The organism is Veronia pacifica, assembly GCF_001707825.1.
In the GTDB taxonomy this organism is placed as follows: Bacteria; Pseudomonadota; Gammaproteobacteria; order Enterobacterales; family Vibrionaceae; genus Veronia; species Veronia pacifica.
The window spans coordinates 1-12608 of the sequence record NZ_LYBM01000073.1; the positions used below are offsets into that span (position 1 = coordinate 1).

Below are 12608 nucleotides of genomic sequence, written 5' to 3' on the forward strand. Positions count from 1 at the left end.
CCATCCGCATACTTCTCACTTGGTCTGGATTCTTGGTCGATGGCTCACGCGCGGCAATCTGTGCCGTTTTTGCGTAGCCGACGACCGCACCGCCCTCAGGATCCGAGCAAAGTACCGTTCCTTCAGTAAACTGGCTGAATCCCCGCTTACCCTCTGCAACTTCAATTGCGTTACAGACGGTTGGCGTGTCGACACGTTTTAACAGTTCGTAGAGTTTCTCATCCATTAGCTATTCAACCAGTCAGACAGATGCTGAGAGGTTGCCTCCGGTTGTTCAAGGGTGGGGAGATGCCCGGCTTTTTCAACCACGACAAAGTTGGCGTGAGGGATTAGGGCTTTCATAGTTTCATGACGATCAAGAGGACAAAGCTGGTCATCCTCTCCCATCAGAATCAATGTCGGTACGCGCACTTTTGCCAACGTATCCTGCTGATCGGGTCTGTCTCTCAGGGCGAGCGATTGGTTGATAAATACCTGATCACCAAGTGTTCTTGCCATCTCGACGCAAAGTTGATCTATTTCTGGACGAGGAAAGCCCTGATGGAGATATTTAGGAATCATTACTTCTTTCATCACGCCCAGCATGTCACCCTGACTGACCCTGTCGAGATGCACCGCTCTGGACGCTTTGACTTCATCAATTTCCGCTCTTGGATTGGTATCCATCAACGCCAGCTTTTTAACCCTGCCGGGCGCTTGGCGGATCACTTCCATCGCGAGAATGCCACCCATAGATAGGCCTGCAAGTGCGAAGTGCTCAGGTGCCTTACTGAGCACATCATTAGCCAAAGCTGCCATCGTATCGAACCGACCAATGTCCATGACGCTCACGTCTCTTTGCTGGCGAAGTACGTCGATTTGAGGAGCAAAAAGCCGCTCGTCACACATCATGCCGGGCAGAAAAATCAAAGGCAGCGCCGCGTTCATGCATTGCCCCCCACCCATGTAAGACCAGCAGGATCGGCTGTTCTGGTCACACGATACAAGCTGGACTCACCGGAGACTGTTGCTTCCAGTCTGTACTCTGTCCCCTCAGGCAACAGCAGGGTGTCCCCGGGATTGAGGATCAGGCTTTCATCCTGCCAAAATACTGTCCAGTGACCACGCATTACCATTAACACCACTTCTTTTTCGGCAACCAGTGTCTGATCGTTCGCTGAATGACGCCCCAAGAAATCAACCTCAAACCCCGGTTTGTCTACAAGGAGCGCTTGCTCCCCAATGACAGGCACGGGCGCTTCGGTGGACATAGCCAGTAAATCAAGGTATCTGGCGACGTAGCCTTTGATCACTGTTTGTATGTCATAGTGGGGAATGCTATCGAGTAACTCACGGCTTGGCAGCGGCATTTCGTTCTCGCTCTCAGGCAGTAACTCACCTTTTTTAGTGTCGTAAAGCTTGCCACTCTCACCGAGAACTAATCCATGTGCCTGAGCGTCTTCTCTGACGCTTGGCGCCCAAATCACTCCGCCACCTGCGTCATCACCGCCAAGTATGGCCATGATCATGCCGTAGTCCGTACCGACATTTTCGAAACCCCTGAAGATTTGGGTCGGAATATTGAAAATGTCACCTTCTTCGAGAATCACATCGCCATCTGTACCGTCTTCGCCCCAGAAGAAGCGCCAACGGCCTTTAAGAACAAAAAAGACTTCAGCGGTGTTGTGATAATGCAATGAATTAGTGCAGTGCGGTGGCTGTCCCGCTGCGCCAATATTAAATCCGGGAGTTGCGCTGATATGTACATGCTGATCTGCGCCCTCAGAGACACCCCCACCTATGATGGTGAAATTTTCCTTCTGTGAAGAGCCAGGCGTATGAGCATCGATAAATGCAGTTCGACACGGTATCAACTCGCCATATCTGACCCATTGAGGTTTCATCCTTTTTCTCCTTTATTAACCAGTATGAAGTGCTATTTGTTTCCAGATGGCAGTCTCATCGAACAAGACGCACTCTCTGCGAATACCCCTTGGGCCAAACTCAACATGGGCGGCAGCCATGACATAAACATCAGCACCACTCGGACGACCAAAGCGACCCCAGCCATCATGTTTACCCTCTAGTGAAAACCGGATCGCAGCCCTTGGAGGAAGAAGGGGATCTTCTCGCCCTATCTGATGATCGATAGTTAATTTTGCGTGTGGAAAGCTTGCTCTGAGACCCATCCAGAATTGTTCTATCGCAGGCCATGAATACGCCGTTTGCCCGCAGGGATAAATACTTTCACAGGCACGGTCGTACCCGTTGCGGATACTGTCTATTTCTGCCGCCATGATCTGCTGTATGGTGTCGGCGTATTTTTCGCCCCACACATTGTCGTTGCCTTTGCCCTGATAAGGCCCAACGACTTCCTGAGAGAGGTTGAAAGGTTGCTGGCAGGATTCAGGTCCGCCTTCGGCGATGATCTGATTAGCAGCATGTTGTTTTGGCTCTATGCCGAGTTGCTGAACAATTGCCCCTTGGTCACGGATCAACCATTCATCGTTAATTTGATTGTTTATTGCGTGGCAGTCAGCGATGACCCGGTATCGAAGTCGTTTACCTGTTGCTGGGCCAAATACACCGTCGTTCGCGTGGGTGGCCTCTGACAGAATGCGATGTGACGAGAGCATGCCAGTTTCAGGCGTACCGGACCAGATAACATCCTCACCGAGTAGGATCCTGTCAGGAAGCTCATTCTGCGTTGCCATCGTCTGAGCAATCACGTCTGGATTACCCACCGTAATGGATGCTGGCGTTCTGACGATGATGTCGGAGGCATAGTAATCATGAAGAGCAGCTATACGTTTGCCCTCCCAAATTTCCTCTGTGATCTTCAAAATATAATCAGGAAAATCTATGAATTTTTCGTCGAATCCTTTCATCGTTTCCAGCCTCCGGGGATACGTGCTGATTGTCGGATTATGAGTGGCGAGCCAATCGCCACTTTCTGAGGAGCGTCGTTTTCATGACTGATTTGCTGAAGGATGATCCGGACAGTTTCTGAGACCATGACGTCGGCGCACTGCTCAAGCGTGGTTAATCTGTAGCTTGGCCAACTGGCTGCGTCGACGTATCGTAACCGATAACAGATACATCTTCAGGTACCTTGAGGCCGAGTTCAAAGCGCAGCGTATCCATTACGGCCAGTGCCATGTGGTCGTTCGCGACAAATACAGCATCCGGTGGATCGTTTTCAAACATTCTTATCGTGGCTTCGCTGGCTTTTTCCATATCGAACATGCCATTACCGCGCGAATGGAGATCCATCCCAGCCTGGCTCAAACCCGCCCTGAAGCCAATTTCCCTGTCTCTCTGGGTCGACGTACTGTCCTGCCCAGCCAGATAACTGATTTTTTTATGTCCGCCAGCGATCAAAAATTCGGCGGCCGTCATACCACCACAGAAATTATCTGAGGTGACGGAGGAAAAATTGCCTGTTTGTTGTGAACGGTTGAAGAGAACAATAGGCACACTGAACGAGCGGCAACGCTCAGCCAATTCTGATGACAAATCGACAGAGGCGGCTATGATCCCATCAACCTGATAGTCGAGAATTTCATCAATGACTTCTTCAATGCCCTCCGCATTGTGGGTCATGAAGACGAGTACGTGATATCCCTCTTCCTGCAGGCGATTGGAGAGCTTTTCCAGCGCATCGGGATAGAATTGGTTGTTCAGATAAGCGACAACCAGCCCAATGATTCTGCTTTTACCCGATACCATGGCTCTTGCCAGAACGTTAGGTCGGTAACCCAGCTCTTCTGCTGCCTTTTTGACCTTATCTACCGTTTTTTTAGATGCAGAGCCTCCGGGGGTGAATACCCGGCTGACCGCAGACTGGCTGACTCCTGCCAGTTTCGCTACATCGGTTGAGGTGACTTTTTCATTTGCCATTATTCTGCTGTCCAACCTCCGTCAACCTTTAACGAGGTTCCCGTCACCATGTTGGAGGCATCTGAGGCAAGGTAGAGCACTGCCCCCATTAGATCTTCCACTTCTCCAACCCTGTCGAGCTTGATGTGTGATTCAATCCATGCGCGCTTGTCCGGGTCATCAAACGTCGATGCCGTAAGTTCTGTTTTTATAAAGGTCGGGCAGATTGTATTCACCCTGATCCCTGCTTTCCCCCACTCAATGGCCATGGCCTTGGTGAAGCCCTCAACAGCGTGTTTACTGGCGCAATAAACAGCTCGGTCAAGGCCTCCTACGTGCGCCATCTGGCTGGAAATACTGATCAGGCTTCCGCGTTTTTTTGCTGAGAGCAGTCTTTTTGCCACCAGTTGGAACAGAAAGTAAGCCGCTTTCACGTTCAACGAAAAAACGGCGTCGAAATCGTCAGCGGTTGTGTCAGTGGCGGGGGAGTGTCGGGCCAGACCTGCAGAATTAACGACGACATCATAAGGGGCACGACTTGCTATCTCAGCGTCGAGTGCAGATAAATCGGTGATATCAAGTACTAGCACATCAGAGAGCCAGCCTTTGTCAAGAAGGGCTGCTGACAGCTCACTGAGTTGATCGCCACGGCGGGCTACCAGCGTCACATGCGCGCCTGCTTCTGCTAATGCCACAGCACAGGCGAGCCCAATCCCGGATGATGCGCCTGTTACCAGTGCGCGTTTTCCCGTCAGTTTGAAAGAAGGTGTTTGGGGTAGCGAAATCATCATAGCCTCTCCTGTGGCAGATTGATCGGGCCGCTGGGCCTTGATTTGTTGAACTCCTTCAACCGGGCGAACACATCTACCCCCAGCTGGTCGTATACGTCGAGCAGATCGACGAGTACCCAGTTTTCGACAATTTTTTTGTCTTCGATACGCCAAAAGTCGAGACTGCGCAGGGTAATTTTTTGCCCTGATGGTGCGATACCAAGCCAACCGCCAGATGACAGTGTCTGAGCCATATTTGGCCACCCTGTCACTGCCACGTAATTGTCATGAGCAAAAAAGTGACACCTTGTTTCGCTTTCATACTGACCACGGTCAGGCATTGCGTTGAGAAAGGGGATCTGATGCCAGTGCCTGAAGCCTGACAATCCCCGGCATGTTCCTATTCCGGCGGGGCCGTACCACGTCATGTGTGGGTGCCAAAATGTGTTCATGCTCATCACTTCAGGGCCGCCCTGCGACGGATGTTGTTGAAGTTTTTCTAACATCTGGATGACATGCTGAACGTTACTGGCACTGAGCAAAGGGTCCGCTTGAGCGGCCTTTATACCGTCGCAGGTTGCAGGGCCCGGAACCAACCCTTCCCTTGCCAGTGAAGGGACCATCGGCCATGCGTTTGCCTGCATCATGACTTCAACCAAATCCCATATCGCCTGCACCTCCACCACGCCCTCTTCTGATAAACGATAAAACTCGTGAAAGCGCATGTGAAAAAACTGTCCGGTCGGCGGTATCTGCAACAACGGTGCAGAAAAGGTGCCGCAGTAAAATCCGCAGCACCCTATCCAGGTATGTCCATCTTGGTCCTGATTGCAGATCACTATGGTGTCTCTGCGTTCAAGGTCAGGCACGGCCGATATGAGGTGTTCAAAGCAATGTTCAATCCACTCGGATGCGCCCCTCAATGTGCCGAATGGAAAACACATATTGATAACAGCGTTGTCTGCGAACAGTTGATCGGTCAGTTGCGGTAATTCACTCGAATGGATTCCACGCTGACACATACGCCACTGGCGATGTTTCGGCATCCATTCATCAAATAGTTCTGCTCCTGACCGGGCCATTGCTTTTACCTCGCTGCCGCTGTGCCATATGGCACATCTTTTTTGCCGTATCGACGAACGCGTAAATTACATTGCTCGGCATGTCCGACGAATCCCTCAATCATGCAAAGACGTGAACCGTATTCACCGATAGTTGTTGCGGCTTCATCAGTAAGGATCTTCTGATAGCTATGTGTTTTGAGGTATTTACCTACCCATAAGCCACCTGTGTAGCGTCCGGCTTTTTTAGTCGGCAGGGTATGGTTAGTCCCGATCACTTTGTCACCGTTAGAGACGTTAGTTCTCGGCCCGAGGAACAGCCCACCGTAACTGGTCATATTTTCGAGGAACCAGTCGTCGCGGTCAGTCATGACCTGCACATGCTCATAAGCCATCTCCTCTGATACCTGCAACATTTCCTCGTAGGTATCACACAGAATGATTTCGCCATAGTCGCGCCAACTGACGCTCGCTGTATTTGCTGTTGGCAAAATGGTGAGAATGCGATCAATTTCTTTGAGTGTCTCTTCAGCCAGTTTCGCGCTGGTGGTCAGCAGAGCCGCCGGAGAGTTGTAGCCATGCTCTGCCTGACCCAACAGATCGGTGGCACACATCTCTGCATCAACCGTATCGTCTGCGATCACCATGGTTTCTGTGGGGCCGGCAAAGAGGTCGATGCCGACGCGACCGAACAGCTGGCGTTTCGCCTCAGCAACAAAAGCGTTACCGGGACCGACCAGAAGGTGCACAGGATCTATCGTCTCAGTTCCAATTGCCATTGCGCCGACGGCTTGAATACCGCCCAGTACATAAATTTCGTCAGCACCGCCAATATGCATGGCTGCAACAACCGCCGGGTTGGGCTGTCCTTCAAACGGGGGGGTGCAAGCAATTACACGAGGTACACCCGCCACTTTAGCGGTTGCCACTGACATATGTGCAGAGGCGACCATAGGGAATTTCCCCGCGGGGACATAACAGCCGACACTTTGCACTGGAATATTTTTGTGACCAAGAATGACGCCTGGCAGAGTCTCGACTTCAACGTCAGTCATTGATTCGCGTTGTATTTGTGCAAAGTTGGTGACCTGTTCGTTTGCAAAACGGATATCTGCCATATCTTCTGGTGATACTTTGGCAATGAGATCGTCGATTTCTTGTTGTGAAAGCTTAAAAGAAGGCGGAGAGTAATTATCGAACTTCTCTGCCAGCTTCCTAACCGCTTTGTCGCCGTCTTGCTCAATCATCTTCAAGGTTTCTGCCACGGTCGCGACAACTTTCTCATTGTCACTCGCCTGATCTGCAACTGGCTTACCGGACTTTATGTATTTTATTGTCATTTACTAACTCCATTAACTTCGGTAAAGGACGTTTACTGGTTGGGAGAGGGTGGCACTTTCTCACCGCGATCGTAGGCTTCCCAGCCCTCACCCTGAAAAATGTCTACGCCGAGTTGGGCAAGCACAAAAGGAAAATCGACCATGACCCAGTTATCAACGATTTTTCCATCCTGCACTTTCCAAAAATCCATATATCGAATCTCGACTGTTTTGCCTGTGGGTTCGACGCCCATGAAGGTCCCTGTATGCTTGGCCGTCTGATGACCAAAAGCCGCTGCCCACTCGCCCATGTAGAGCCGTGCTTCATCCACGCAGACTTTGTCGGAAAACGCTGCCTGAAAGGGCTTTTGCCAATTATTCTGAAACTCCTTGAGGCCTTTTTTGTTGCCACATCCTGTATTACCCAACCAACGGAACCCTTCCGAAAAAAACTCCCCGATGTCAGCAATTCTGTGGTCATTCAGGCCGTCGACCATGGATTCGATGACATGACGGGTCTCATCTGTTTTGGACATATCTGTATCTTTGGTCAGAAATGCCTGCTCTGGTCTGGCTCCGCTCATTGGTTTTTGTCTCCTGTCGCTATGCGAATTCCTGTTTTGGCATCAAATAAGTGACAAATTGAGGCTGGGATGGATGCGACAAATGGCTGGCCAATATCTGTCGAGTATTCCTTGTCTGCTTTCACAGCAACCAGCGTCTCTCCGAGTTTGACGGTGATCATGGTCGCCTCGCCCAGCAGCTCAATCGAGAAGACGGGTGCGTCAATACCATCCAGATGGTTATCCGCTGACTGGCCTTGTTTTGGCACCGATGCATCTTCCGCTCTAAAGCCGAGTGTTATGTCGCCTTCAATGTCTGTGGAGAGTCCGGTGACTTGCATGTTTTCTGCACTGAACACTCCGTTTGAAATTTTCCCTTCAACCAAATTCATGGCGGGAGAACCGATAAAGCTCGCCACAAAGGTGTTGGCTGGATAGTTGTAAATATCTGTCGGGGTGCCGACCTGTTGCACGACACCAGCGTTCATGACGACTACCCGATCTGCCAGTGTCATTGCTTCAATTTGATCGTGCGTCACGTAGATGGTGGTGACCTGAAGTTCATGAGACAGGTTTTTGATTTGCGCCCGGGTCGATACGCGGAGTTTGGCATCAAGGTTGGACAAGGGCTCATCCATCAAGAAAACGTTGGGTTCTCTGACAATGGCACGTGCCAACGCCACCCGTTGTCTTTGACCGCCCGACAGATCAGCGGGCTTGCGGTGCAGAAAGTCTGTCAGCTCTACCATTTTTGCTGCACAGCGCACTTTCTCATCATGCGTTGCCGGATCGACGTTACGAACTTTCAGAGGGAAACGGATGTTTTCGTAAACATCCATGTTCGGATACAAGGCGTAGCTCTGAAAGACCATGGCGACATCACGGTCTTTCGGCTCGAGATTATTAACCACTTTACCGTCGATAAGGATGTCACCGCTAGTGGCTTCTTCCAAGCCAGCAATCATTCTCATTGTTGTGGTCTTTCCACAGCCAGATGGTCCGAGAAGCACCAGAAATTCCTTATCAGGAATGGTGAGATCAAAATCATTCACACCGACGAAATCGCCCCAGCGTTTGTCTATGTGTCTCAACTGCACCTCTGCCATTACCGAGCTCCTTGTTAATCACCTATTGGGTACGTATTCAAAATTAGTAAGGAACTACGCAGAAAGAAACTCACAGAAATTGTAAATATGATATTGATCACGTTTTTAATATTATGTGTTTTTTTGTTGATTTTTCGTTAAGTCTCTATCTTTCAAGGTGTTGTTTTTTGTCTCTTTTTTGAGAATTGAGATAAAGTGTTTTTAAATCATGGCTTTATATTTTTTTCAAAAAATGGGTAATATTCACAAAAAAAATGACGAGAATCTTGATCAATTAGGATGTTCGGACGAATCTAAATTGCATACGTAATCATAAGCGGTCTGTCGCTTACGCTGATGAATCCGTAAGGCAGACATGATGTTTGGGGCGTGTGGGCACGCCAGACAAACCCTCTTTTCAAGGTAGGAGAGAAATATGAAATGTAAGATCCTCGCGATGATGATAGCTGCCTCGGCAGTATCGACGTCGGCGGTGGCCGCAGAAGGTTGCGGTGCTGGCGCAGGGAATGTCAGTATTCTGGCCAATGATTTTCCAGCTCTGCATGCTGTCGCGACAGAGGCTGAGACCTGTGCGACAGACAAACTGACGGTAACGAAAAACCACACCAAAGATCACCGGGACTTGCAGGTGGCTGCACTCAAGGCCAAACCCGCAAAATACTCCTCTACTATAGTGACGACCAGCTCTATTGTTCCTTTACTCAATGAAGGTTTGATTCGGCCGCTGGATGATTTGGTTGCAAAATACGGCCAGAGCCTTAAACCATCGCAGCTCATCAAAATAGACGGCAAAGTAATGGCTGTCGCTTTTATGGCTAACTCCCAGCACTTGTTCTATCGCAAGGATTTATTGCAAAAGGCTGGAATTGAGCCACCGAAGACCTTTGATGACATGGTTGCTGCTGGTAAGACATTGCAGGAGAGAGGGATCAGCCGTTATCCAATCGCTCTGAATACCAAGACGGGTTGGAACTTGGGTGAAGAATTCATCAACCTTTACAGCGCGACGGGCTCTAGTTTCTTCAAACCTGGTGGCGCAGTGCCAAACCTTAACAATGCAGATGGCATCAAATCACTGAAAACACTGAAAGCACTGACTGAGTTGTCTAACCCGGACTATCTGACGTTTGACTCCAACACCACGCAAGCGTTGTGGGAAGACGGTAAATTGGCAATGGCACTGATGTGGGGTTCACGTGGCACAGCAATATTGGATAACGAAGGCTCAACGCCGGAAATTGTCAGTAATACGGTCTTGACCAATACGCCTTCTTTCTCTGCCAGTGGTGTTCCCGGAGCGACACTTTGGTGGGATGGCTGGACTATTTCTTCCAACTTGTCTGAGCAGGACGCAGAAACCAGCTTTAAAGTAATGGTGCATGCTGTTTCAAAAAATATGATGAGCAAAAATGCAGACAAAGCGGTTTGGCTGATTGAGGGATACAAACCAAACCCGGCAGCACAGGGCGTGATTGATTCTGTAAATCGTCAGGCATCTCCTTATCCAATGCTCCCCTACATGGGACTCTTACATACTGCGCTGGGCACAGAACTGTCTGATTACCTTTTAGGTAACGAATCTGCAGAACAGGCACTGAAAGATGTTGAAGCAGCATACATGACGTCTGCCCGTGAGCAGGGCTTCTTATAATCGCGTTTTTGCTCCGGGATATATCCCGGAGCAATACCCAGCAAGAGGCTGAGCCATGCCCCATCGAATATTCCTACAATTTATGTGGCCATCGTTACTGGTAATGTTTTTATTGATTGCACTGCCCATTATCTCTGTGGCCGTTCAATCTTTGTATGTTGAACATGAGCAAGTCGTGCTTGAAACAGAAAATTGTGGTCCTTTTGGCTGCAGTAAAACGGTGTCTGTTGACACTGAGGCAACAGAAAAACTCCGTGAAGAAGAACCGCTAGGGCGATTTAACGGGCTTGGGACTTATACCAACCGGGGACATCTCGCCATTGATGACCTTTCACTTGCCTGGTCCGAGTCTAAAGACATATCCGACTTCGTCAGTAAAATGATGAACCTGCCATTTTATAAGGCATTGGTTTTTACCTTGTCTTACACCTTCATTGTCACGCCATTGGTTATCGTTCTGGGTATGGTGGTCGCCCTTTGCGTAAACGCACTGCCCAAGATAGTAAAAGGCCCAACCATCTTCTTCTCGTTACTCCCGATGATAGTGACGCCTCTGATCGGCTCACTGATCCTGTTCTGGATGATAGATGCTGACGGTGTGATTGGTGCGACGCTCCAGCGCTGGTTCGAGGATGACAGCTTATCGCTGAAAGCGTCACCGACGCTGACTTGGGTGACTCTGTTCATTTATGGGATTTGGCATTCAATTCCATTCTCTTTCATTGTTTTCTATGCCGGTTTGCAAACAGTACCAACGGATACGTTAGAAGCCTCAATGATAGATGGTGCATCGCGCTGGGAAACCATTCGTTATGTTGTGATCCCTCATATGGCCCCTTTAGTGACTTTTGTGGCCTTGATGCAACTCATGGATAACTTCAGGGTGTTTGAGCCTATCGTGGGCTTTGCCTCCGAAGCTCATGCTACTTCCCTGAGCTGGCTGATTTACAACGACTTACGCGGGACAGACTCACAGTTGTTTGGTTCTGCGGCATCGACGTCAATACTGACCATTATTGGTGTTGCCATTCTACTCACGCCTGTCTTTATTAGGACCTGGCGCGGATTCAATCGCAAATCAGCATAGGAGGAGGTTGTTATGGAACAAGTACGTAAAAAGCCTGTTTGGTTAAAAACAGCCTCTGTATCTCTGGTGCTGTTCTGGCTATTAATTGCTGCGGGACCGTTTCTGTGGACAGCATGGGGGTCATTCAAGGTTCAGGCAGATTTCTTCTCGAAGTCCGACTGGATGAATGCTATCTACGGGGTGAAAACACTGCTGGAAACCGGCAGTGAATTTACTGGTCAGGGATATTTTGGTGCCTGGATTGAGCAGGATTTCTGGCTGGCCTCGATAAACACACTGGTGATGGTGCTATCTGTGGTGGTTATTTCTCTCACCATGGGAACGTTAGGCGGTTACGCCTTGGCACGTTCTGGCTTTCGTTACTCACTATGGATCCTGATGATTGCATTGGTATTAAGGGCGATGCCTCATATCACCCTGGTATCCGGGTATATGTTACCCTTTTTTGAATGGAATCTTTGGGGACATCTACCCACTACTATCGTTGTGCTGGTGGCAATCAATCAGCCTTTCACATTGTGGATGCTGCACTCTTTCTTTTTGAACATTCCAAAAGATATGGATGAGAGTGCTATGGTTGATGGCTGCACTCGATTTCAGGCGTTTCGTCACGTGATCATTCCGGTTATGTGGCCCGGCGTGATCACCACAGGTTTGTTCAGCTTCCTGCTTGCCTACAATGACTTTGCCGTCACGGCAATGTTACTTAGTCAGGAAAACCAGACAATGGTGCCAAAGATCGCCAGCTTCCTCGGTACAACTCAGGTTGAGGGAAATGTAATGTTCGCTGTAGCAGCCGTTGTATCTGCTATGGTGCCACTGTTTTTCCTTGTCTTGTTCTTCCAGAAACAAATTGTTTCCGGACTCACAGCAGGCGCAGTGAAGGGGTAGAAATATGTCCGACGTGTTGCAACGGGCCAAAGAAACCGTTTTACATTTTTATCAATGCATTGACGACGCATGTGACGAGCAAATCGACTGGGTGATCAATGAGTATTGTTGTGACAGCTACCACTGGCGTGGCTGTCATCCGTTTAATGAACTCGCTGCCCATGATGTGTCAAAAACGTTCTGGCAACCATTGAAAACTGCATTCAGGCACCTTCAGCGTCGTCAGGATGTGTTTATCGCAGGATTAAATCAGGTCGAAGATAACGATAAACAGACTGGCGATGAAAAACGGTTTGGGTGGT

The 12608-nt window shown here is 49.4% G+C and carries 13 protein-coding genes and 2 pseudogenes; 4 read left to right on the forward strand and 11 right to left on the reverse strand.

The window, feature by feature from the left end; genetic code table 11:
• From A8L45_RS22400 to A8L45_RS22445, 11 genes and pseudogenes are all read right to left on the reverse strand, one after another.
• Positions 1–226 (reverse strand): annotated as a pseudogene (locus A8L45_RS22400) (RraA family protein); the annotation flags it as partial.
• Positions 226–927: an alpha/beta fold hydrolase gene (locus tag A8L45_RS22405; RefSeq protein ID WP_068905574.1), complete on the reverse strand. Its 702-nt coding sequence runs from the start codon at positions 925–927 to the stop codon at positions 226–228. The pseudogene A8L45_RS22400 and the gene A8L45_RS22405, both read right to left, overlap by 1 nt.
• A complete protein-coding gene (locus tag A8L45_RS22410; RefSeq protein ID WP_068905575.1) occupies positions 924–1883 on the reverse strand; it encodes a cupin domain-containing protein in 960 nt (319 codons plus the stop codon). Before A8L45_RS22410 ends, A8L45_RS22405 begins: the two co-directional genes overlap by 4 nt.
• A gap of 15 nt (positions 1884–1898) precedes the next feature.
• Positions 1899–2867, reverse strand: coding sequence for a nuclear transport factor 2 family protein (locus tag A8L45_RS22415; RefSeq protein WP_068905576.1), 969 nt, complete (start codon positions 2865–2867; stop codon positions 1899–1901).
• Positions 2864–2995, reverse strand: a complete 132-nt coding sequence (locus A8L45_RS25575) for a hypothetical protein (RefSeq protein ID WP_281181539.1) — start codon at positions 2993–2995, stop codon at positions 2864–2866. Before A8L45_RS25575 ends, A8L45_RS22415 begins: the two co-directional genes overlap by 4 nt.
• 26 nt (positions 2996–3021) lie before the next feature.
• Positions 3022–3879, reverse strand: coding sequence for a LacI family DNA-binding transcriptional regulator (locus A8L45_RS22420; protein WP_245680800.1), 858 nt, complete (start codon positions 3877–3879; stop codon positions 3022–3024).
• Positions 3879–4649, reverse strand: coding sequence for an SDR family NAD(P)-dependent oxidoreductase (locus A8L45_RS22425; protein WP_068905577.1), 771 nt, complete (start codon positions 4647–4649; stop codon positions 3879–3881). The genes A8L45_RS22420 and A8L45_RS22425 overlap by 1 nt, the downstream gene beginning before the upstream one ends.
• Positions 4646–5710 (reverse strand): ester cyclase, encoded by a 1065-nt coding sequence (locus A8L45_RS22430; protein ID WP_083228495.1) that lies wholly within the window; start codon positions 5708–5710, stop codon positions 4646–4648. Before A8L45_RS22430 ends, A8L45_RS22425 begins: the two co-directional genes overlap by 4 nt.
• Before the next feature lie 5 nt (positions 5711–5715).
• Positions 5716–7029 carry a histidinol dehydrogenase gene (gene hisD / locus A8L45_RS22435; protein ID WP_068905578.1) on the reverse strand — a complete coding sequence of 438 codons (1314 nt, stop codon included), beginning with the start codon at positions 7027–7029 and terminating at the stop codon, positions 5716–5718.
• A 32-nt stretch (positions 7030–7061) separates the two neighbouring features.
• Positions 7062–7592 carry an ester cyclase gene (locus A8L45_RS22440; RefSeq protein WP_068905579.1) on the reverse strand — a complete coding sequence of 177 codons (531 nt, stop codon included), beginning with the start codon at positions 7590–7592 and terminating at the stop codon, positions 7062–7064.
• On the reverse strand, positions 7589–8677 hold the full coding sequence (locus tag A8L45_RS22445; protein WP_068905580.1) for an ABC transporter ATP-binding protein: 1089 nt from the start codon (positions 8675–8677) through the stop codon (positions 7589–7591). The genes A8L45_RS22440 and A8L45_RS22445 overlap by 4 nt, the downstream gene beginning before the upstream one ends.
• A gap of 415 nt (positions 8678–9092) precedes the next feature.
• Between A8L45_RS22445 and A8L45_RS22450 the strand changes: the two genes are divergently transcribed.
• The 4 genes and pseudogenes from A8L45_RS22450 to A8L45_RS22465 form a co-directional block, all read left to right on the forward strand.
• A complete protein-coding gene (locus A8L45_RS22450; RefSeq protein ID WP_068905581.1) occupies positions 9093–10328 on the forward strand; it encodes an ABC transporter substrate-binding protein in 1236 nt (411 codons plus the stop codon).
• Positions 10329–10431: 103 nt separating this feature from the next.
• Positions 10432–11415 (forward strand): carbohydrate ABC transporter permease, encoded by a 984-nt coding sequence (locus A8L45_RS22455; protein WP_245680801.1) that lies wholly within the window; start codon positions 10432–10434, stop codon positions 11413–11415.
• 12 nt (positions 11416–11427) lie between these two features.
• A complete protein-coding gene (locus A8L45_RS22460) occupies positions 11428–12306 on the forward strand; it encodes a carbohydrate ABC transporter permease (protein WP_068905583.1) in 879 nt (292 codons plus the stop codon).
• Between the two features lie 4 nt (positions 12307–12310).
• Positions 12311–12608 (forward strand): annotated as a pseudogene (locus A8L45_RS22465) (hypothetical protein); the annotation flags it as partial.